Raw genomic sequence first — 22,330 nt, forward strand, 5'->3', positions numbered from 1 at the left:
AACTTGTTGCGCGATCGAGGTTTTAGCAATGACCACTCAAATCGTAACGCCAGTCACAGTCCCCATCAAAAACATTGTGCTTGAACCAGGTAGCGTCTTGACCATTACAGACATCACCTGGGAAAAATTTGAAGCCATCTTAGAAGAACTGGGCGAAAAGCGAAGTGCCCGCATCGCCTACAGCAATGGAGTGCTAGAAATTGTGTCACCTTTACCCGCCCACGAACGTCCCAACCGCATTATTGGAGATCTCGTCAAAATCCTGCTGGATGCTCGAAATTTAGATTGGGAGGATTTTGGCTCGACGACCTTTCGACGCAAAAAAAAGCAAGCTGGATTAGAACCCGATACCTGTTTTTATATCGGAGAGAATGCAAAGCGAGTGCGAGAGTGCATGATGTCGATGAATCTGGATGTGTATCCGCCGCCCGATTTAGCGATCGAAGCCGATGTCACCTCAAAAACCACCCTAGAAGCTTACGCCGGAATTCAGGTGCCCGAAGTCTGGATCTACAACAAAGGCAAGCTTAAAATCAATCTGCTCAACGACAGTAACTATCAGGAATCAGCTACCAGTCTCGTGTTTCCCGATTTGCCCATTACACAACTCATCCCCGATCGCGTTCAGCAAGCTCTCCAGGAAGGCACCAGTCAAGTTTTGCGGCAGTTGCGGCAAGAGATGGGAGGAAACGATCGAACGTAAAGATTTTTCAGCGTTGCAAAATGAGGAGATGAGATGGCTGTAGGGGTCGCGCCCCCGTGCCTACCCCTGACGGAGGGCAACCACGGGGGGATTGCCCCTACCCAAATCATCTGTAATGTCTAATTCTTCTAGCCGATCTCTTCGAGTTACCCGCAAGGGGTCGCCCACTGTCCATCTTCTATTATCAATTGTTCAGGTCGAACTCGCTGAACCAGTAACGGCTTCACGCCGCGAGTCACTTGATGAATCCACCAAAATTCCTGCGTCTGAACTGCCCCAAATCCCGCCGCTCCCATCCAGGCATCGAGGTTGCCAGCAGCGTAGTCTTGAATGTAAGGTTCTTCAAAGATTTGAGTTAACCATTCGGTCTGTCTCAGGGTTTTTTGGCTGCCATCTAGGATCAGAACTTCGCCGCCAGGGGTCAGAAGCCGATGACACTCTTGGAGAATGGACTGGGCGACGATCGGGGGCGTTTCGTGAAACAACAGTGATGCAGTAACCAAATCAAAAGAGGCACCAGGAAAGCGAGTCTGTTCAGCGTTGCCTTGCTGCCATTGAATCTCCAACCCCATTTGTTTTGCCTTATGGTCAGCGACGACGAGCATATATGGGGACAAGTCAATGCCGATGACTTCAGCCTGGGGAAAAGCTTGTTTCAGCAAAAGCGTAGTGGAGCCTGTGCCGCAACCTAAGTCGAGAATGCGACGAGGTTTGGCTTGAATGGCATCAATTAAACCCTGACGCACCCACATTTCATTAGGAGGCAGCGCATATTGCGTAATCGGATCGTAGGAAACGGCAGCACTGATATTGAGATAGCCGTTTTCGATGCTGTGAAAGTTTTGACTGCTGTAATAAGTGGGATAAGTGAGTTGAGGATCTCGAAAGCGATCGCTCTCGGTTGGCCAGTCAATGCTTTCATAAAATCGTCGTAGGGCGGGTTCGTCGATAAACAGACGAGCGATCGGTGCCAGATATTGTTCAAAAATCGTGTCTTTACGAACTGCCATAAGCGCTAGATGGAATTCAATAAATGGTCAAGATCGCGGTTTGCTCTAGTCTAATGAATTCTGCCGATCGGTGCATTGAGCGGGATCATTTTCTCAGGCGTTTCATGCCGCTGCGATACCATTGAGCAACGCGATCAGGTGACACCCCAAGCAAATACGCCAAAATCACACACTGATTAATCAGCGTTGTTCTGACCGCGCCTAATTTTTGCCAACGTCTCCCAGAGGTGATCACGGCAGTGGATGCGATCGCGATTCGTCCCTGTCGCTTTAACTGCCGCACCAGTTCAAAATCCTCCATAATTGGCAGGTTAGGAAACCCTCCGAGGGCTTGAAAGGTCGTGGTTTTGAGAAAAATAGCTTGGTCGCCGTAGGGCATTTGCAAATAGCGCGATCGCGCATTTACGCCCCATTCAATCACTCGTAGCTTCCAGCCAGGCGCATCGATTTTTAGACGAAAAGCTCCTGCGATCACCGTTGATTGGCTGAGAGTGTCGCGAATCGTGAGGTCAAAGTCTCTAGGTAGCCGAGTATCAGCATGCAGAAATAGCAAAATATCGCCTGTTGCATCGGCGACTCCTGCATTCATTTGGTGGGCACGTCCGATCGGGGATTGGATGATCTTGACTCCGGCTCTTTTTGCAATCTCTAGCGTCTGATCTTGGCTTCCGCCATCAATGACAATGATTTCTACATCAAGTGCTTGTTGCAGAATGTGCAGAATTTTAGAAAGCTGATGAGCTTCGTTGAGAACGGGAATGATAATAGAGATGGTTTCGGTCACAGGGTTCAGAATTTCTCCAAATCTTCGGGACGATCGATATCACTCAACATAGGTAAATTCGCAATTGATAACTGTAATTTCTCTGCAATCGCAATCGTCTGCTGATAGACAATCGAAGTACTCCAAGTAATATTTTGAAACAGATCTGGAATCGGGTAATGTAATCCAATTAGATAATAGCCACCATCTGTAGCAGAACCGATGACTAAATCGTGAGTGACTAATTTTTGGAATGCTAGTGTTAATAGAGACGCATCGAGATCAGGGCAGTCAGTTCCGATCGCGACGACAAATTTTGCACCGCGATCGAACGCTGATTGAAATGCGTGAGTGATGCGATCGCCCAAGTCTCCAACACTCTGAGGGTGATAGTGCAAATCGTGACCGAGCCAGTCTTGCATCTGAGCGCGATCGCCCCCCACAAACAGCACATCAATGTCTACATCGCCTTGAAGCAGTCTTGCCTGTGACACCGTGTGTTCTGCCATTTGCCGATGTAGCGCTGCGGCTCCTGCTGCGCCCAACGCTGGAATCAGTCGAGTTTTTGCTTTCCCTGGCTTTGGGTAGCGAGTAAAAATAATCAAGTGTTTTTCAGCAGATCTCCGATCGGTCATCAGACGCTTTTTAGACAGCTTTCCCACTTTAGAGGAAGATGTTGGATTCCTGCTGAGGAATTTGATGAGGGTTGGGGCGATCGTATTTAAAGCTTAACTTTGGCTTTCGGGTTTAACGAGCTAACAATGCGGTTGAGCGGCGACAGACTTATCATTGTGTCTATGAAGTTGCCAAACTCTGACCAAGCCGTTAAGGAGATTTAGCAAATGAGTTCACCCATGCAATTGCTGGATGTTGTTGCATTAATTGAAAACTTACCAGAACTAGAGCTATATCGTGGACAAGTTGGAACTATTGTTGAAGTGTATGAGCCTGGGGTATTTGAGGTTGAGTTCAGCGATACGCAAGGACGAAATTATGCAGTGGAAACTTTAAGGGATGAACAATTAATGGTGCTGCATCATCAACCTATTTCAGAAGGCGCACTGCTCTAAAGAGGCTGCGTTTGTACCTTTTGCAGATTTTGACCCTAACAGATCTAGTGCAAGTGACTTCATACAAACCGATGACACGGAAGTATCTTACTACTATGCCTCAAGCCAAAAGCCCGCTCCGTTACCCTGGGGGCAAGTCAAAAGCTCTCGATAAAATAATTCCGCATATTCCGTTAAACGTTGGCGAATATAGAGAACCTTTTGTAGGGGGTGGTTCAGTTTTCCTTGCAGTAAAACAACTATTTGGTAGCCGAATAAAACAATACTGGGTCAATGACTTAAACTTTGATTTGTGTTGCTTTTGGCTATATGCAAAAACAGAGATCGAATCTTTGGCTGACGAAGTAGACAGAATCAAACAAAAATGTATTGATGGTAGAGAGCTATTTAAGTATTTCACTCGTGAGGATCTAAAACTTAGTGACTTTGAGCGAGCAGTCCGTTTTTTTGTCTTAAATCGCATTACTTTTTCAGGCACCGTTGACTCAGGTGGCTACTCTCAGCAAGCTTTTGACCGAAGGTTTACAGATTCATCGATCGCCAGGCTACGAAACCTCTCTGTTCACTTATCGTCTATTCACATCACTCATGGCGACTACGAAAACCTATTGTTTCAAAACGGCGAAAACGTTTTTATCTTCCTCGATCCGCCCTATTTAAGTGCTACAAAATCAAAGCTCTACGGCTTGAGAGGAAACCTACATACTGCTTTTGATCATGAGCGTTTTGCTGACAACATGCGTCAATGTCAGCACAAATGGCTAATTACTTATGACGACTCTCCTGAGATTAGGAAGTTGTTCGAGTTTGCCAATATTACTGAATGGACGCTTCAATATGGGATGAACAACTACAAGCAAGAATGTGCTGCTCAAGGTCGAGAACTACTCATCCAAAACTATTAACATAGAATCTTTGTTCTCTTTTTCCGTACAATCTAATGTCTCAAGTCTCTCTTCAAACCCTAGTTGATGGCGTTCGATCGGGTGATCACTTAATCAGCTTTCCGACCGATACCATTCCAGCATTAGCCGCTAGACCCGATCGAGCCGATCTAATCTTCACTACTAAACAGCGTAGTTTAGACAAACCACTGATCTTAATGGCAGCAGAAGTCTCTGACTTATGGCAATATGTCACTGGTACTGACGCAGAGCGGCAAGTTTGGCAACAAGTCGCTGAACGCTACTTACCAGGTGCATTAACATTAGTGCTTCCTGCCAGCGATCGCGTGCCTGCCACGATGAATCCCAACAATCCCACTACGATCGGAGTTCGAGTCCCCAATCACTCGATCGCTCGCGCTATTTTGTCAGAGACGGGCGCTCTAGCAACCACCAGCGCTAACAAGTCAGGACAACCCGCCCTCCAAACCATGTCTGAAATCGAGACAGCATTTTTAGAAGTGATGACACTGTTGCCCTTGGAACTCGATCGCTTAAAATTTGACAATCAGGCTGGCTCCGGGATGCCTTCTACTGTTGCAAAATGGACGGGTCACGGATGGGAGATTCTTCGTCAAGGCGCGATCGAGTTAAATCTGCCAAATCAGGGAGAATCTTAGAATACTTGTGAATCACTTCATCATTTGATGACGAGGCTGGAACCCATTCGATTAGAAACCCTTCGATGCACCTGTCAAGTCCTATTAGAACAGTGTTAATTAAATGAACTGGATAAATTGGATGTGTCTGGGAAGCGGGCTAGGGTTAGGACTCACAGCAGGCTGGTGGCTCTGGCATACAAAACCCCGCCCAGAGAATTCTCAGTCAGTAGCACCGACAACTGGCGCAGATTCTTTATCAAACCGCTATCAGCAGCTTGAACTGGCATACCAAATGGCAGTTGAGATGAGTCAGTTTAAAGGCGGGTTTCTCTCACGCACCTCTCACGAGCTACGATCGCCCCTTAATGGCATCATTGGCGTTCATCAACTCATTCTGGCTGACCTGTGCGAAAACACCGCCGAGGAGCGAGAATTCATCACTCAAGCTCACGAATCTGCTCTCAAAATGGTGCAGATTTTAGATGAAGTCATTGGCGTTGCCAGAGTTGAGCAAGGAACCGACGTGCTAGAGCTACAGCCTGTTCAACTCGCAGGGTTGCTATCACAAGTTAAAGACTTGACCCATCTCAAAGCCGAAAATCGCAACTTGTGGTTGACCGTTGAGTTGCCTGACCCTGAGATTTACGTGCTGGCAGACCCCAAGTGGTTTCGACAAGTGTTGCTCAATTTGGTCAACAGCGCGATCGACACCATGCAGCAAGGTAAAATCACTCTCTCAGCAATCGCGGTCGATTCAGAATTTGCCCATGTGGTGTTAGAAGACGAACGCCCTGCGGATTTTTGGCGTGAGTCGATCGACCTGTTAAAAACGGTCACGATCTCGGATGAATCGCCGAAATCAGATTCCTTTGAGCCACTGAAAGCGCGATCGTCGGGGTTCAACTTTCTGTTGAGCCAAACCTTGATGGAGGTCATGAATGGGCGATTAGAACGGTTAGAAAACTCCGCAGACACTCAAGAGCCGCTCAATCGCATTCAATGTTCCATTCCTGTGATTGCCCTAGAAGCCTGATCGATCGTTCCGCAAATTACGTTAATGTGAAGTCGTTTTAGAATGGACAAGCCGTCAACCGACAAAACATGGATGCGCTAATCGGCAAAACGCTACAGGGTGGCAAATATACGCTCGACGCAGAACTCGGACGAGGGGGCTTTGGCATTAACTACAAAGCGACTCATCACTACCTCAATCAAGTCGTGGTGATCAAGACGCTCAACGAAGCTTTGAGAAACGATCCCAACTTCTTAGAGTTTCAGCGTAAGTTTCAAGATGAAGCCCGACGTTTAGCGATCTGCGTTCATCCCAACATCGTGCGGGTCAGTGACTTCTTCTTAGAAGATGGCTTGTCGTTTATGGTGATGGACTATATTCCTGGGCCCACGCTAGAAGAGTGTGTCTTTCCCGATCGCCCCCTGCCCGAAGCAACCGCCATTCACTACATTCGGCAAATTGGCTCGGCGCTGCAAGTGGTGCATCAAAACGGACTGCTGCATCGAGACATCAAACCCCAAAACATTATTCTACGAACCGGAACTCAGCAAGTTGTTTTGATCGATTTTGGCATCTCTCGTGAGTTTACGCCCGGTTCGACGCAAACCCACACCAATATGATTTCGTCAGGCTATGCGCCGATCGAGCAATATTTTGTCCAAGAAAAGCGCAGCCCAGCCACGGATGTGTATGGACTGGCAGCCACGCTTTATGCCCTGCTAACGGCTCAGATTCCGACCGCTTCGATTTTGCGCGATCGTCAGCCGATGACTGACCCACGATCGTTGCAGCCTCACCTCAGCGCCTCCGTCAATCAAGCCATTATGCAAGGCATGGCACTCGATGTGCGATATCGTCCGGCGACGGTGGAGGCTTGGCTAAAACTCTTACCAACTTCTGAATCACAGCGTCCTGACCTTACTGTCCCCCGTGAAGCGACCCTTCCAGGCAATTTAAGCGGTTCTCAATCACCCAATCTCTACGAAGTGCATGAGCCGACTGTCCCGATGGTGCCGCGCCCGCCGATTCCTCGTTCACCCGATCGCAACCTGCCTAGCGAAATCTCGACCGGAACACAAGTGATCGGCGAGATTGGCAGTTCTCATCGAAGCATCGAAGCATCGCCGCGCAAATCCGGTTTGAGATTAGTGAAGTGGATGGCGGCTGCCTCTGGGATCACGATTATGGTCGTTGCGATCGCAGCTTTACTATTTAGGCCTCAACCGTCAGAAAGTCCCGTTGCGATCGAACCTTCACCCTCGCCTTCGATCGCGCCATCCCCCGAATCTTCACCCAGTCCCACTGTCTCTGCATCTCCGCAACCCTCACCGAAAGTTAGCGTCTCGATCGAGCCAACGCCCCCGCCAGTCTCAGATCCCACTCCGCCCGACCAACCGACTCAAAAGCCCAAAGAATCTCAACCCTCTGGTCAAATTCCCTCTAGAATTCCAGGCTTTCCTACAGGCACGTCTGAATCTGAGATTAAAGCTACCTTGGGCGAACCTACCACCACCCAGAAAGGCTATTGGGCAAACACACGCAGCGATTTGTATGAAGTCATTCCCGATCGGGTGACTTTAGCGTATAGCTACGATCGCACCTCTAATAAAGTCCGTCAAACCGAAGCCTCATTTGCTCCCTCGCTGGATGAGTTACTGATGCGAGTCACCGTTAACGGGATGTTGGGCAGTCAGGCCCCAGCCGATGTGATGGCAGGGCTTCAGCGTGTCTACCAACGGCAAGCCAATCAATATAGCTTTCAGCAAGGTGGATTGAAAGGCGTAATTGAGCGCAATAACCGCGATCGGATTTACATTGCCGTGTGGGATGCAGATTTACACTAGAGTTTCTTGAAAATGAAAATGGGGCAAACATCACGCTTGCCCCAAAAAATGCCTGATCAAAGGACTGAATTAATAACGGCGTGAACCCGTCGTTTCAGACGTGCTGGGGTCACGGTAAGCACTCGCTGTGTCATCTTGCTTGCTGCGGCGACCCATCAAGCCAAACAGACCTAATAAGCCCATCAAGCCCCAATAACCATTTCTATCGTCGTTATTATTGTAATCAGTTCGGGTCGTTGTGGTGCCCGTCGCATCGGTGCCTGTACCTGTAGTTCCGGTGCCTGTGCCTCCGGTTTGAGCAGAAGCTGGGAGAACTGCCAGACTCATCGCAACTGCGCTGGCTGCTAAAACTTTAGTGATTGCATTTGTTTTCATGATTGAAGTCCCTTAATCTAATATTTCGCTTGAACAATACAAGCCTATGCAGTCTCTACTCGTTCAGAATCATTCTTAGGCTTGAGATCCCTATCTTCTTTAAGTAGCGGTTTGGTTAACTGAGCGATCGGGATCGTACACCTATTGAAAGACTCCTGACTCTCGGCAAACATTTCAAAACCGTTACATTACAAGACTTCTCAGCCAAAGCGAAGACTCACAGTGATAAGCTGACAGATGAATTTGAAACACTTATCAAAAGAGGCGGAAATGACGGGGCAGCAGGTTCCTTACTTATTGCGGGCGGCACGAGGAGAAGCCCTCGATCGTCCTCCCGTGTGGATGATGCGACAAGCGGGTCGCTATATGAAAGCCTATCGAGATTTGCGGGATCGCTACCCCTCGTTTCGTGAGCGCTCCGAGATTCCAGACGTGGCGATCGAGATTTCTCTCCAACCTTGGAAAGCGTTTCAGCCAGACGGCGTGATTCTCTTTTCAGATATCGTTACGCCCCTACCAGGGATGGGCGTTGAGATGGATATTGCTGAGGGCAAAGGACCGATTATTGACTCGCCGATTCGCACTCAGGCGCAAGTCGATCAACTGCGCCCCCTAGAGCCAGAAGAATCGCTGCCCTTTATCAAACAAATCCTCACCGCGCTGCGTCAAGAAGTCGGCAACCAGTCAACGGTGTTGGGCTTTGTCGGCGCACCTTGGACGCTGGCTGCTTATATGGTTGAGGGCAAAGGCTCTAAAACCTACTCGGTGATCAAGAACATGGCGTTCTCAGATCCGACCATTTTGCATCAACTGCTAGGGAAATTGGCAGACTCGATCGCCACTTACATTCGCTATCAGATTGACTGTGGCGCTCAGGTGGTACAAATGTTTGACTCGTGGGCGGGTCAACTCAGCCCTCAAGACTACGACACGTTTGCCCTGCCTTATCAGCAGCAGGTCTTCAAGCAAGTCAAAGCCACCCATCCTGACACGCCGCTCATTTTGCTGGTCAGCGGCAGCGCGGGTGTGTTAGAAAGAATGGGAAAATCAGGGGCAGATATCGTCTCGGTTGATTGGTCAGTCGATATGGCAGATGCGCGGGCCCGATTAGGCAAAGATGTCAAAGTGCAGGGCAATATTGACCCCGGCGTTTTGTTTGGGTCTAAAGCGTTCATCCGCGATCGCATTCTCGACACCATTCGCAAAGCAGGTAATCGAGGACACATTCTCAACCTCGGACATGGTATTCTTCCCCTTACACCTGAAGAAAATGCGGCGTTCTTCTTTGAAACTGCCAAACAGGTTGATAAGCTACTAGCTACATCAACTTATTAAGGGTGAAACCCCGACACCCTACCCGCGCTCAAATGACCTTAAAGCGAATCTTGGTGACTGGTGCGAGTGGCTGCATCGGTCACTACATTGCCGAAGCCTTAATTCAAGAAACCGAGCATGAATTGTTTTTGCTGGTCAGAGACCCTGACAAGCTCAAGTTAAACGTTCATGCTCGTCCTGGTGTGACGGTGATTCGCGCTGATATGCGAGACATTGGGCAGCACAGCAGTCTCCTGAAAACCATTAACTGTGCGGTGCTAACGGCGACAGCCTGGGGCGGCGACGATGTTCATGAGATCAACGTGGTCAAAACACTGGAGTTAATGAGTCTGCTTGACCCAGACGTTTGCGATCGGGTGATTTATTTCTGCACAGCGAGTGTGTTGGGTCGCGATAATCAGCCGCTCAAAGAAGCCGGAGAGATCGGTAGCGATTACATTCGCTCTAAATATATTTGCTATTCAAGACTTGGAGAATTGGCGATCGCGCCCAAAGTCACGACCGTTTTTCCGACTCTGGTTTTGGGCGGCGGCGATGGCTATCCCTACTCACACATCTCATCGGGAATATCAGATGTGGTGAAGTGGATCAAGCTGATCCGATTTTTAGACGCAGAGGGGAGTTTTCACTTTGTTCACGGTCGAGATATTGCCCAAGTGGTGCGCCATCTCGTTGAGCATGCTGCCGATGAAAACGAGCCGCGTGACATGGTGTTAGGCAACGAAAAAATCACGGTGAATCAGGCGATCGAAGAAACCTGTGATTATCTCAACCAAAAAATCTATTTCCGCATTCCGCTCTCGCTCTGGCTGGCAGATTTCTTTATTTTTCTGTTTCGCATTCAGATGGGCGACTGGGAACGGTTTTCACTCCACTATCTGCACTTCACTTACCAAAATGCGGTCAGTCCGGCGACGTTTGGGCTGCCGACCTACTGTGCGACGCTCTACGACGTTCTAAAAATTAGTGGAATTCCTCGGCGACGCAGATAGCAAATTAACGTCAGTTCGACAGGAATTGGTTCGCTCCGGTTGTGAATTCGGGAAGCCCCCTAAATCCCCCACTTGTGGGGACTTTGAGCAGAGACTCCAGTTTCAAAGTCCCCTAGAATGGGGGATTTAGGGGGCAGAAGCCGACTCAAACGAAGCGGAAAACCTCGTCGAACTGACATCAAATTGAGCCAAGACTGATACGAATTCTAAAATCTCTCCCAGGAAATAGCAGAAACGCGGCGGTGAGGCGATACTCTCAGGAGAATTACGGTTGTAGCACGTTTTTCTGTGTGAGGCTTCAGCTATGCGCGTTTTGCTTATTTATCCTCAGTTTCCCAAGACTTTCTGGTCTTATGAAAAATTACTGGAACTAATTGATCGCAAAGTTCTACAGCCTCCCTTAAGTTTGGTCACAGTCGCCGCAATTTTGCCCCAAACCTGGGAGTTTAAGCTGGTCGATCGCAATGTCCGCTCAATCACTGACGATGAATGGAACTGGGCAGAGTTGGTCATCATTTCTGCCATGATCGTACAGAAAGAAGATATGCTCGACCAAATTCGAGAAGCCAAACGCCGCAACAAGCCAGTTGCCGTTGGCGGGCCGTATCCGACATCAATTCCTCATGAGCCTGCGGACGCGGGAGTAGATTATCTAATCCTTGATGAGGGCGAAATCACTTTACCTCTGTTTGTCGCCGCGTTAGAACGAGGTGAAACTCACGGAACGTTTCGATCGGATGGTGAAAAACCCGATATTACAGGCACGCCGATTCCTCGATTTGACTTGTTAGATTTCACTGCCTACGATGCGATGTCGGTGCAGTTTTCGCGGGGGTGCCCTTTTCAGTGCGAGTTTTGCGACATTATTGTGCTCTACGGACGCAAACCCCGCACCAAAACCCCTCAGCAATTATTGGCAGAGCTGGATTATCTTTATGATCTCGGCTGGCGACGACCTGTTTTTATGGTCGATGACAACTTCATTGGCAACAAGCGCAACGTCAAACTGTTTCTGAAAGAACTCAAAGTTTGGCAAGAAGATCATCAGTTTCCTTTTCGGTTTAGCACCGAAGCTTCGATCGATTTGGGTCAAGATGCCGAGTTGCTAGAGTTGATGAGTCAGTGCAACTTCAACGCCGTCTTTTTAGGGATTGAAACGCCCGACGAAGAAAGCTTGGCAATGACGAAGAAATTTCAGAATACCCGCAATTCTCTCGCGGATTCTGTGGAGGCGATCACCCGATCGGGCTTGCGAATTATGGCAGGGTTTATCATCGGCTTTGATGGCGAAAAAGCAGGCGCGGGCGATCGCATTGTCCGGTTTGCTGAAGCCACCAACATTCCCACCACCACGTTTGGGATGCTGCAAGCCTTGCCCAACACCGCACTTTGGCATCGTCTCGAAAAAGAAGGCAGAATGCTCGGACAAAGCAATCTAAATCAAACGACGCTGATGAATTTCGTCCCGACTCGCCCCTTAGAAGAGATTGCGCGAGAATATATCGAGGCGTTTTGTGAGTTATACGACCCGGAACGGTTTCTCGATCGTACCTATCGTCACTTCTTAATTATGGGTGCGCCTAAATGCAAACTCCCGGCAAAACCGATTAGCTGGATCGAGTTACGGGCGCTTTTGATCATCATTTGGCGACAGGGCATCAAGCGCAACACTCGCTGGAAGTTCTGGCATCATCTGTTTAGTATGATCAGGCGCAACCCTGCCGTCTGGAAACACTATCTCTCAACCTGCGCCCACGAAGAACATTTTTTGGAATATCGCCAGATTGTGCGCGATCAGATTGAAGCTCAGGTAGATGCTTATTTAGCACAACGGCTTAACGCTCAGAATGTGACACCCGTCGCCTCCGTGAACCTCGTTAGCTGAACGTCAGTTCGACAGCAGTCGTTCGCTTCGCTGATGAATTCGGGAGAGCTACCTAAAATCCCCCAAAATTGGGGAACTTTGAACCGGAGATTTTGGCTTGAAGTCCCCCATTCTGGGGGATTTAGGGGGCAGAAGCCGCTGAGAGAGGCGAAAAAACTCGTCGAACTGACGTTAACTGAAAACCTTTCAAATCGAGATAGAAGCGGTAAATTGTTTCTGCTGATCGATCGCCCAGGCAAGAGTACGGATTTCACCCGATCGCCTTCTCCCGTCACCCACTCTCCCAGAGTGATAAGATTGGTATACGCTGAATGAGTAATTCAGTCCCTAGTTTTGACGGTTTTGCAGTGGCTCGATCGCCCACTCAACCCGCTCAAAATCCTAAAGATTCAAAAACGTCTTATTCCTCCTGACATGCTTAAAACTCTGCTGGGCGACCCCAACGCACGTAAGCTTAAAAAATATCAACCCTACATCACTGAGATCAAGCTCTTAGAAGATGAAATTCAGGCACTCTCAGACGAGGCGTTGACCGCAAAAACCACAGAATTTAGGCAACGGCTCGAAAAGGCAAAAAACGACAACGAGCAGAAGCAAATTTTAGATGATTTGCTGCCCGAAGCGTTTGCCGTCGTGCGAGAAGCGAGCCGCCGCGTCTTAGGAATGCGTCACTTTGATGTGCAGCTTTTGGGAGGCATGGTGCTGAACAATGGGCAAATTGCCGAGATGAAAACGGGAGAAGGCAAAACCCTCGTTTCAACGCTGCCTGCCTACCTCAATGCGCTCTCAGGCAAAGGCGTTCACGTGGTGACGGTCAACGATTATCTAGCCCGACGCGACGCGGAATGGATGGGTCAAGTCCACCGCTTTTTGGGCTTGAGTGTCGGGCTGATTCAGCAAAATATGAGTCCCGCCGAGCGTCAGAAAAACTACGCCTGTGACATCACCTACGCCACCAACAGCGAACTAGGGTTTGACTATCTGCGCGACAACATGGCAACTTCGATGGAAGAAGTCGTGCAGCGTCCGTTTAACTATTGTGTGATTGACGAAGTAGACTCGGTGCTGATTGATGAAGCCCGAACTCCGCTAATTATTTCAGGTCAGGTTGAGCGTCCAACTGAGAAATATTTGCAAGCCTCGACGATCGCCAGTGCCCTCCGCCCCGATGAACATTACGAAGTAGACGAAAAACAGCGCAACATTCTGCTGACCGATGAAGGGTTTATCGAATCCGAAAACTTGTTAGAAGTTACTGATCTCTTTGATCCGCAAGATCCTTGGGCGCACTATATGTTTAATGCGATCAAAGCCAAAGAACTGTTTATCAAAGACGTAAACTATATTGTTCGCAATGATGAAGTTGTGATTGTCGATGAGTTTACAGGGCGGGTGATGCCCGGTCGTCGCTGGAGCGATGGCTTGCACCAAGCGATCGAAGCCAAAGAGCACGTCGAGATTCAAAACGAAACTCAAACGTTGGCGACGATTACCTATCAAAACTTCTTCTTGCTCTACCCCAAACTCGCTGGCATGACGGGCACCGCCAAGACTGAAGAGGCCGAATTTGAGAAGATCTATAAGCTAGAAGTCACGATCATTCCGACTAACCGCACCACCAAGCGAACTGATCAATCCGATGTTGTCTACAAGACCGAAGAGGCTAAGTGGACTGCGATCGCTGAAGAATGTGCCGAGATGCACCGCGATGGTCGTCCAGTTTTAGTCGGCACCACGAGCGTTGAGAAGTCAGAATTGCTCTCAGGCTTGCTGGCAGATCAGGGCGTTCCTCACAACCTGCTCAACGCTAAACCCGAAAACGTTGAGCGAGAGTCTGAGATTATTGCTCAAGCCGGACGTAAAGGAAAAGTGACGATCGCCACCAACATGGCAGGGCGCGGCACCGATATTATTCTCGGCGGCAACTCCGACTATATGGCGCGTCTGAAGATTCGTGAATATTTAATGCCCAAGATCGTGCAGCCTGAAGACGAAGACCAATTTGGTGGGGGGCGCGGGTTTGGCGATACGCGCAGTGGCGGACAAGGCTTTGGTGCAGGTCAAAAGGTGAAAACCTGGAAAGTCAAATCTGACATTTATCCCACTGATTTATCTCGTGAAACCGAGCAACTGCTTAAAGATGCCGTTTCTACAGCCGTTAGACAATATGGCGAACGCAGCCTTCCCGAATTAGAGGCAGAAGACAAGATCGCAACGGCGGCAGAAAAAGCGCCCACGAGTGATCCGGCGATTCAAGAACTACGAGCCGTCTATAAGCTAGTTCGTCAAGAATACGATGCGTTTACCGATCGTGAGCATGAAGAAGTTGTTAGCCTCGGCGGACTACACGTGATCGGCACCGAGCGTCACGAGTCGCGGCGAATCGACAACCAACTGCGCGGACGAGCGGGACGACAAGGCGACCCCGGTTCGACCAAGTTCTTTCTCAGCCTGCAAGATAACTTACTGCGGATTTTTGGCGGCGATCGCGTGGCGGGCTTGATGAACGCCTTCCGCGTTGAAGAAGATATGCCGATCGAGTCGGGAATGTTAACCCGATCGCTCGAAGGCGCTCAAAAGAAAGTCGAAACCTACTACTACGACATTCGGAAGCAGGTGTTTGAGTATGACGAAGTGATGAACAATCAGCGTCGTGCGATTTACGCCGAGCGTCGTCGAGTGCTAGAGGGGCAAGACCTCAAAGAGCAAGTTGTCAAATATGCCGAGCAAACGATGGATGATATCGTCACGGCTTACATTAATGTTGACCTGCCTCCCGAAGAGTGGGAACTCGATAAGCTAGTGGGCAAGGTTAAAGAATTTGTCTATCTACTGTCTGACTTAGAGCCAGACCAGCTATCAGATATGACGATCGGAGAAATCAAAACCTTCCTGCACGAACAGGCGCGCATCGCTTATGACCTCAAAGAAGCCGAAGTTGATCAACTTCAACCTGGTTTAATGCGTCAAGCCGAGCGATTCTTCATTCTCAACCGCATTGATACTCTTTGGAGAGAACACCTTCAGCAAATGGATGCGCTGCGTGAATCGGTTGGTCTGCGGGGTTATGGACAAAAAGATCCGCTCATTGAGTATAAGAGCGAAGGTTACGAACTGTTTTTAGAGATGATGATCAACATCCGTCGAGACGTGGTGTACTCGTTGTTTCAGTTTCAGCCGCAAGCGCAAGCACAAGTTGAAACTGCCTCTGAGATCATTTAATGTTACGTGAGGTGCGACTAAGAACCCTCACCTTCGCTACTGTGTACACACAAGTTGTTCGTCGCTCCGTTTCAGTCGGCTTCAGCCCCCCTAAATCCCCCATTCTGGGGGACTTTGAAACTGGAATCTCGGCTCAAAGTCCCCCACTCATGGGGGATTTAGGGGGCGAAGACCTCGGCGATGACAGTGATCAGAAGACTCGTGTGTACACAGTAGCTCTCCGGTGGGAGAGGGATGCTTTTGGGCAATTTTGGGAAAGTCGCACTGCGCGTAATGTTGAGTTCAAATAATGGGCGTTACTGACCTGATTCTGCAACGCCGGGACGTTAATCATCAGCAATCTGTCGTCTCAAGGCATCGTGCTGCGTTTTAAAGAATTCTTCAGAATGTTGCTTCATGGCTTCCTGAGACGATCGCAGCGCTGCCTCAAACTGTCTTAACTGACGCAGTGCCTCGATTTGATAGTAGCGGGCACGAATGAGAGAATTACGATCGCGCCGCTCGGTTGTCAGCACTTGATTAAACGATTGCAACGCTTCTTCAGGGCGATCGAGTTGACAGTAGGCATAGCCACGATCGGTTAAGACGTGGGCATTGCCAGGGTTATATCGCAAAAACGTATCCAGCGAGGCAATGGCTTCTTCATAGCGCTCTAGCTGCAAGAGGGCATCACCGCGCTCGTGAGCTAAATCTCGCTGTTTGGGTTGCAGGGCATAGGCGCGATCGTAGCTTGTGATTGCTGCCTCAAATCGCTGAAGTTTTGCCAATGCCAACCCGCGCTCATGCCACAGCCGAAAATCGTCAGGATGATCACTCAAGCCCCGGTTATAAGTTGCGATCGCCGCTTCATAGTGCTGCGATCGCTCTTGCTCTTTTGCGTAGGCGATCCATTGCAGAGCTTGAGTAAAGCGCGGGGGGATATCTGCTGCATTCTCGGTGCTTTTCTGGGAACCCAGCCCTTGAGTTACTTTTAACGATCGACGCTGACGAATCACCTGCCAACCCACCACTCCGCTTAAGAGAATTAACACAATACTGCCTCCAAGCATGGGCGAAGCAGACAACACCCCTGAGTCTTGCGGTGTCTCATAATCCAACGTTGTGAAGGTTTGTTTTGACATGCTGGGTAGTTTTAGGTTGCAGCTTGCTGATCTGTACGGGAGGGCGAGTATTTCTAACTTAGCACTCCAGTTCTAACAGTGACATCAGTGGCACAGAGACCGATTCTGAGCCGCGTCTGGGTTGAGTCACACACGAGGAATTTTTTGACCCTCAATCTTCATCTATATAAAGCTTTCGTAGTGGGACCAGTAGGATTACGGTGAATCGGTGAAGTTGTCCTGGAATGACGACGGGTCTGCGTATTAGCTAGGTGTCCCCCTCACCCGGAGTAGAATGCTAGACCTGATCCCTTCTCTGTTATCGCAACTCACGACTCAAAAGCTCGCGCTTGATGACGTTCAGCCAACGGGGACTGAACTTGTTTTTCAACAAGAAGTTGCGGCTCCTGCTCCGATCGTCACGATCGCGCCACCTGAGTCATCATCTCCAGCACCTTCAGCCTCTTCAAAGCAATTACCGCCTGTGCCAGTTCCACCCCCGGTTGCTACTGCACCCACTATTCAAACTTCTAATCTGGCTGCTTCATCTACCATGCAACGCCCACAGGTCGTGAGTCAAAGCACCCCGCCGCCTCAAACGGTAAAACTCACGGCTCAATCCACCCCTCAGCAGAAACCAGCACCAGTTTTTGAAGTGGTTGTGGATCGAGAAGCGCCAGCACCAGAGAAACCAGCAGAGCAAGTTTCAGGTACTGCGATCGCCAATCCTCTTCCGACTAGTGCTGCATTGCCGATCGTCAAAAATTCAGTTCAGAATCAAGCCGCAGCCACTCCGACAACTGAGCCGTCTATCAAGCAAAAAACGCCTTTGCAGAACAGTGGCTCTAATCAGTCAAATCAGTTATTAGAACGCCGACAAGTCTTAAAGCAACGCCTCGCGGAGATTGTTGCCAAAGACACCGCCAAAAAAGCAGCTCAGGAGGGTTTAGTCACTCGCGCTTATGAGTCTGTCAGCAAGGGAGAATTTGCCCAGGCTCGGCAACTGCTGCAAGATCCTACCCTTTCGGGAACGGTGCGGGCAGACCTGGTGAATACTATCAATGGTCTAGAAGCCAAGAGTCGCAAAGTAGGCGTTACTCAAGCAACCGAACCTGTCAGAATTGTGCTCAACCAGCGCCAACTTTCACAGCGCCAGCAAGATCTGCTGCGATCGGTGCCCAGTCTGCCACCCCTGCCTAAGCCTGCGCCTAGTCAAGCGTCGGTGAATCCAGGCTTTCAGTCGGTGCCGATCCCCATTCAGCATTTAACCCAGCCGTTGATTAATCGCCAAGTTGCCGCAGCCAGTGCAGCGAGTGGCAGCGATTCATCAGGGCTACGAGCAGCCAATCAAGATTACAGCACTACCAACCCGTCAGCACCAGAGCTGCAAGCCTATCGAGGCACCGTGCCCATTCCTAACAATTTGACGGGCGAACAGATTATGTATCCTCTGCCCGTCCCGGCACCTGTCACTTCTAAGTATGGTTGGCGCGTCCATCCGGTTAACGGCGATCGGCGGTTTCATGCGGGCGTTGATTTGGGTGCGGCTCAAGGAACGCCTATCTTAGCCACGCGCACCGGACGAGTTTCCGTCGCCGATCGCATGGGCGGTTATGGAATAGCGGTGGTGCTTCAGCATGCTAAGGGCAAGCAAGACACGCTTTATGCTCATATGTCACAGATGTTTGTGCGCCCTGGTGAGCAAGTCAAACCGGGCACGATTATTGGGCGAGTCGGCAGCACAGGGCTATCGACCGGGCCGCACCTGCACTATGAAACTAGACAGCAGAAAGGGTCTAGCTGGGTCACAACCGATCCGGGCCCTCAGTTAGAAGCGGCGCGAACCCAGTTAGTGCAAGCACGAAAGGTGAGTGCGCGAAAAGTCGAGCAGCAGAAGGGTTAATGCCAGTTTGATTTAACGTGAGTTCGATAGAAGTGGTTCACTCCGATGATGAATTCGGGAGAGCTACCTAAATCCCCCAAAATCGGGGAACTTTGAACCAGAAATTTTGGCTTGAAGTCCCCCAAATTGGGGGATTTAGGGGGCAGAAGCCGCTAAGAACGAAGCGAAAAAACTCGTCGGACTCACGTTGATTTACGTGACAGATCCGCAAGAGGGCACGGCATTGCCACGCCCGTACGTCGCAATTGTTTTTGAAATGGGTCTAAGTCAAGATGCCTGAGCTACAAAGTTCTCGGAGTCATTTAATTTATGATCGTGAGCCAGATCTTCTGAAGATCTCACGTTTTCTAGAATCAGAGCCTCACAGGTTCGGGCAATTAAACCCGTCAACACGTTGCCACAACCGACTTCGACCACGCGATCGACTCCTTCGATCGCGAGTCTTAAAGAGATTTCGCGCCATCTGACTGAGCCAGCCATCTGCTGCATTAATTGAGCTTTTAGGCGATCGGCTGCGGTCTGCGGAGTCGGCTCAACATTTGAGATTACCGGAATCTGAGCCGACCGAAACGGCACCGCTTTGAGGACTTGACAAAACGCCTCTGCCGCCTCGGCCACCACTGGAGAGTGAAACGCGCCACTCACTTTCAGCGGCACGACTCGCCGGACTTTAACCTGAGACAGCACCGTTGCGATCGCGTCGCTCAACCCCGAAATCACTACCTGTCCCGGATGGTTGTCATTAGCAAGCACGACATTCGGCGTTTGTTCAATCTGTGCCATTAGCTGATCTCGATCGACCCCAATCAGCGCCATCATGCTGCCAATGTTGACTCGATGCATTAATTCGGCTCGTCGTTTGATTAGCTGCAACCCAGTCTCAAAACTAAATACGCCCGCGACATAGAGCGCGACATATTCTCCTAAACTGTGACCTGCTACTAAGTCGGGTCGATCGCCTTGGGCTTGCAGCAGATCAGCTAAAACGGCGGAGATCACATAGAGGCAAGGTTGAGTATAAAGCGTTTGCGAGAGGCGGTCTTCTTGAAGGCAGATCTCAGAAACCGACCAGCCTAGAATCTGTTCTGCCTGCTCAAATCTAGCGGCTGCTGTTGGAATTTTGAGCAAATCGCTGCCCATCCCTACAGACTGAGACCCTTGACCTGGAAACACCCATGCCGTTTTCATCGATCGTTCCTCCCAGCGAATGATGGAGCAATTAGGCGCAGACCGCTTCAATAATGCTGAAAGGAGATCGAGACGAAATCACATTTATGACCGTCAACCCTGCGGCGGCAAACAGCGATCGATACTGCGCTTCGGTGCGCTCATAGCCGCCCGATGACATGATCAGCGCCTCGATATCGACAATTTTGCCCAGTGCAGGCGCGTTTCCTGGCGGAATTACCATTTCGACGACCAGCAGTTTGGCAGTGTCATCCATCGCTTCACAGCAGTGCTTTAGAACTCGACCCGCATCCTGATCATTAAAGTCGTGAATAAAATTCTTGAGAATATAGAGATCGCCGCCTTTGGGCAACGAGCTAAATGGCTCTCCCTCAACAAGTTGACAGCGATCGTAGACTCCCTGCTCAGTGAGTAGGGTTTTTGCCAGTTCTAACCCAGGGGCAAGGTCAAAAAACACGCCGCGCAGAACGGGATTTGCGGTCAAGATTCGCGCCAGCAGATTTCCATATCCACCCGGAATGCCGATCTCGACGATCGTGCCCGCATCTGAGAAATCATAATTTGCAAGAATGCTCGTATCAATGGTTTCTAGCAAGCTGACCATGCTGCGATCGAACGTGCTAGCAAGGTCAGGATTTTGAGCAAAATAGTCTAAAAACTCCATGCCATAAACGTGATCAAACGCGGGCTTTCCAGTTTTGACACTGTAGAGAACGTCGCCCCAAGTCTGCCAGTGCCACTGCTCACCCGCGACGATCGCATAGTCTCTGAGCGAACCAGAGCCGCCACTTTGCAAGGTTGCCCCGCGTGGAGTCATCTCAAAATCACCCGTTTCGGTTTCGGCAAAAATGCCCATGCTGGCCAGCGATCGCAATAGTCGATAGAGCGATTGAGGGTGGGTTTGCGTTGCCTCTGCTAAGGTCGAGATACTTTTTGCACCGTCGGTCAATAAATCGGCAATGCCCAACTTTGCAGCGACATGAATCGCTTGCGAAACCCGATAAGCATTTGCCATTTGCAGCATGACCACTTGCGGGGGCATAGACGAGGCACCCGTGGGACGCGAACTGGCTTTTTCTGAATTCGTAACCACCATAATTCTCAACCCGTTTAGGAATGTAAATTTGGATCTAATACCAATCTAAAAACGATTACTGCAAATCAATCAATATTTGCGTCGGGCGACAATTTTTAGTGAGAAAACGCGATCGCTAAATGTCCCTTATTGGATTGTCGTTCTTGAACAATTCCATCAATTCCAGTCATCAGATCAATGACATCTTTGAGAATCATCACAATCTGCTGATAGTGATAAATGCTCTGTTCGCAAAGTGTGCAGCCCTGACGCTCTTGAAGCCACTTCTGACAAATCTGCCTTCCGCTTAGCGAATAGTTCCAAACGGTTGGAGAAACCCCTTCAAAATATTGAGTTTGATTAATCCAAACTAGCCCGCTTTCGACATCTGACTCAGGCAGCGTGTAGCGAATCGTTTCTACTAAGTTGTTGCCTGCGATCGGATAGCTAACTGACGCGAGGGCACGGGTTTGACGAAACCCCTCTAGCGGAGAGCGCAGCGTTTTATCAGAGGCATTAATGACTTTGCGATGCAGTCGAGCATTGGCTTTGTGAGTAGCCGTCTTAGCATCACGATCGACCCGATTTAACGGCACCGTCTCGGTGCGCTGAGGACGACGAAAAAATTCTCGGACTTTCACACGCGTATTCACATCTAGTAAGGATTGCATCATGGCTAAATAGGGATACCAGTTTCTATAGAGCAACTCAGATGGCTTTCAGTCTCGCATGTCAGAGCCATGAGCATGTCTAACCGATGAATCAAGACTGTAGGAGTTGTGTCTGTGTTATGAATGTTTTTCTATAGCAATCTGCTTCGCGTTGTCAGATCTTGAATTCCTTCTAAATTCTGTCTATATTGAGAAACTCTGCTGACTTGTGGAATTACTTTTTGACGATCGTGCTTATTATTAAAAGCGTCATTCACTCCATTGCAGAACTCGATCGCAGACTTTCACTTCTGAGTGATATCGAGTTTTTCTCGTCCTATGAGCGTCATTACTGTTTAAGCAAATCAAAGCCATTGCCGTCGTTTTCTGGAATCTGGTGTGCAAAAGAAGCGTTTAGCCAAGCGATCGCTAATCTTGACCAGTCTCCTCGCTGCCCATTCTTAGACATTGAAGTGTGCCATGACTCTAACGGTCGTCCCTACATTGGGTTAAAAAATTACCTGACTCAGTGGTGCCACGACAAGCGTATGGCAATCAATCTATCGATCAGTCATTCTAGAGAATTTGCCGCCGCGAGCGTATTGCTATATTCCGTTCAAAACGATGGCACCGTCTAACCATGAAAAAAGAGGCGTT

At 49.5% G+C, this 22,330-nt stretch carries 20 protein-coding genes; 12 read left to right on the forward strand and 8 right to left on the reverse strand.

Annotation, left to right across the window (positions count from 1 at the left end; translation table 11 throughout):
- The first annotated feature begins 28 nt into the window (after positions 1 to 28).
- Positions 29 to 703: a Uma2 family endonuclease gene (locus C7B65_RS17720; protein WP_073072995.1), complete on the forward strand. Its 675-nt coding sequence runs from the start codon at positions 29 to 31 to the stop codon at positions 701 to 703.
- Between the two features lie 146 nt (positions 704 to 849).
- On the opposite strand, the gene C7B65_RS17725 is transcribed toward C7B65_RS17720, so the two are convergent.
- The 3 genes from C7B65_RS17725 to C7B65_RS17735 all read right to left on the reverse strand — a co-directional run bounded on the left by C7B65_RS17725 (position 850) and on the right by C7B65_RS17735 (position 3,111).
- Positions 850 to 1,713: a class I SAM-dependent methyltransferase gene (locus C7B65_RS17725; protein ID WP_073072996.1), complete on the reverse strand. Its 864-nt coding sequence runs from the start codon at positions 1,711 to 1,713 to the stop codon at positions 850 to 852.
- An 85-nt stretch (positions 1,714 to 1,798) separates the two neighbouring features.
- Positions 1,799 to 2,497 (reverse strand): TIGR04283 family arsenosugar biosynthesis glycosyltransferase, encoded by a 699-nt coding sequence (locus C7B65_RS17730; protein WP_083583003.1) that lies wholly within the window; start codon positions 2,495 to 2,497, stop codon positions 1,799 to 1,801.
- Positions 2,498 to 2,502: 5 nt separating this feature from the next.
- Positions 2,503 to 3,111, reverse strand: coding sequence for a TIGR04282 family arsenosugar biosynthesis glycosyltransferase (locus C7B65_RS17735; RefSeq protein ID WP_073073000.1), 609 nt, complete (start codon positions 3,109 to 3,111; stop codon positions 2,503 to 2,505).
- 207 nt (positions 3,112 to 3,318) lie between these two features.
- On the opposite strand from C7B65_RS17735, the gene C7B65_RS17740 reads away from it, so the two are divergent.
- The 5 genes from C7B65_RS17740 to C7B65_RS17760 all read left to right on the forward strand — a co-directional run bounded on the left by C7B65_RS17740 (position 3,319) and on the right by C7B65_RS17760 (position 7,948).
- Positions 3,319 to 3,546, forward strand: a complete 228-nt coding sequence (locus tag C7B65_RS17740; RefSeq protein WP_219898631.1) for a DUF4926 domain-containing protein — start codon at positions 3,319 to 3,321, stop codon at positions 3,544 to 3,546.
- Positions 3,547 to 3,641: 95 nt separating this feature from the next.
- Positions 3,642 to 4,451 (forward strand): DNA adenine methylase, encoded by an 810-nt coding sequence (locus C7B65_RS17745; RefSeq protein ID WP_073073109.1) that lies wholly within the window; start codon positions 3,642 to 3,644, stop codon positions 4,449 to 4,451.
- A 35-nt stretch (positions 4,452 to 4,486) separates the two neighbouring features.
- On the forward strand, positions 4,487 to 5,110 hold the full coding sequence (locus C7B65_RS17750; RefSeq protein WP_073073004.1) for an L-threonylcarbamoyladenylate synthase: 624 nt from the start codon (positions 4,487 to 4,489) through the stop codon (positions 5,108 to 5,110).
- Positions 5,111 to 5,213: 103 nt separating this feature from the next.
- Positions 5,214 to 6,125 (forward strand): ATP-binding protein, encoded by a 912-nt coding sequence (locus C7B65_RS17755; protein WP_073073006.1) that lies wholly within the window; start codon positions 5,214 to 5,216, stop codon positions 6,123 to 6,125.
- Between the two features lie 68 nt (positions 6,126 to 6,193).
- Positions 6,194 to 7,948, forward strand: a complete 1,755-nt coding sequence (locus C7B65_RS17760) for a serine/threonine protein kinase (protein WP_073073008.1) — start codon at positions 6,194 to 6,196, stop codon at positions 7,946 to 7,948.
- A 69-nt stretch (positions 7,949 to 8,017) separates the two neighbouring features.
- Here the strand turns inward: C7B65_RS17760 and C7B65_RS17765 are convergent, their stop codons facing one another.
- Entirely contained in the window at positions 8,018 to 8,323 is a 306-nt protein-coding gene (locus C7B65_RS17765; protein ID WP_073073010.1) for a WGxxGxxG family protein, read from the reverse strand.
- A 237-nt stretch (positions 8,324 to 8,560) separates the two neighbouring features.
- On the opposite strand from C7B65_RS17765, the gene hemE reads away from it, so the two are divergent.
- From hemE to secA, 4 genes are all read left to right on the forward strand, one after another.
- Positions 8,561 to 9,658, forward strand: coding sequence for a uroporphyrinogen decarboxylase (gene hemE / locus C7B65_RS17770; RefSeq protein WP_425320468.1), 1,098 nt, complete (start codon positions 8,561 to 8,563; stop codon positions 9,656 to 9,658).
- A gap of 32 nt (positions 9,659 to 9,690) precedes the next feature.
- Positions 9,691 to 10,650 (forward strand): NAD-dependent epimerase/dehydratase family protein, encoded by a 960-nt coding sequence (locus tag C7B65_RS17775; protein ID WP_073073059.1) that lies wholly within the window; start codon positions 9,691 to 9,693, stop codon positions 10,648 to 10,650.
- Positions 10,651 to 10,954: 304 nt separating this feature from the next.
- Positions 10,955 to 12,535, forward strand: a complete 1,581-nt coding sequence (locus C7B65_RS17780) for a B12-binding domain-containing radical SAM protein (RefSeq protein ID WP_073073061.1) — start codon at positions 10,955 to 10,957, stop codon at positions 12,533 to 12,535.
- Positions 12,536 to 12,868: 333 nt separating this feature from the next.
- Entirely contained in the window at positions 12,869 to 15,757 is a 2,889-nt protein-coding gene (secA, locus tag C7B65_RS17785) for a preprotein translocase subunit SecA (protein WP_455566662.1), read from the forward strand.
- 326 nt (positions 15,758 to 16,083) lie between these two features.
- Here the strand turns inward: secA and C7B65_RS17795 are convergent, their stop codons facing one another.
- Positions 16,084 to 16,878 carry a tetratricopeptide repeat protein gene (locus C7B65_RS17795; protein WP_073073065.1) on the reverse strand — a complete coding sequence of 265 codons (795 nt, stop codon included), beginning with the start codon at positions 16,876 to 16,878 and terminating at the stop codon, positions 16,084 to 16,086.
- Between the two features lie 274 nt (positions 16,879 to 17,152).
- Between C7B65_RS17795 and C7B65_RS28845 the strand changes: the two genes are divergently transcribed.
- Entirely contained in the window at positions 17,153 to 18,760 is a 1,608-nt protein-coding gene (locus tag C7B65_RS28845) for a M23 family metallopeptidase (protein ID WP_073073066.1), read from the forward strand.
- Positions 18,761 to 19,027: 267 nt separating this feature from the next.
- On the opposite strand, the gene fabD is transcribed toward C7B65_RS28845, so the two are convergent.
- The 3 genes from fabD to C7B65_RS17815 form a co-directional block, all read right to left on the reverse strand.
- The gene (gene fabD, locus C7B65_RS17805; RefSeq protein WP_073073068.1) at positions 19,028 to 19,948 is read right to left on the reverse strand and encodes an ACP S-malonyltransferase; all 921 of its coding nucleotides are present in this window, start codon (positions 19,946 to 19,948) and stop codon (positions 19,028 to 19,030) included.
- 31 nt (positions 19,949 to 19,979) lie between these two features.
- On the reverse strand, positions 19,980 to 21,044 hold the full coding sequence (locus C7B65_RS17810; RefSeq protein WP_083583004.1) for a methyltransferase: 1,065 nt from the start codon (positions 21,042 to 21,044) through the stop codon (positions 19,980 to 19,982).
- Positions 21,045 to 21,139: 95 nt separating this feature from the next.
- On the reverse strand, positions 21,140 to 21,697 hold the full coding sequence (locus C7B65_RS17815) for a type ISP restriction/modification enzyme (RefSeq protein WP_083583006.1): 558 nt from the start codon (positions 21,695 to 21,697) through the stop codon (positions 21,140 to 21,142).
- Positions 21,698 to 21,924: 227 nt separating this feature from the next.
- Between C7B65_RS17815 and C7B65_RS17820 the strand changes: the two genes are divergently transcribed.
- Positions 21,925 to 22,311 carry a holo-ACP synthase gene (locus C7B65_RS17820; RefSeq protein WP_181314425.1) on the forward strand — a complete coding sequence of 129 codons (387 nt, stop codon included), beginning with the start codon at positions 21,925 to 21,927 and terminating at the stop codon, positions 22,309 to 22,311.
- Positions 22,312 to 22,330 lie beyond the last annotated feature (19 nt).

Source organism: Phormidesmis priestleyi ULC007 (assembly GCF_003003695.1).
Lineage (GTDB): Bacteria > Cyanobacteriota > Cyanobacteriia > Leptolyngbyales > Leptolyngbyaceae > Phormidesmis_A > Phormidesmis_A priestleyi_A.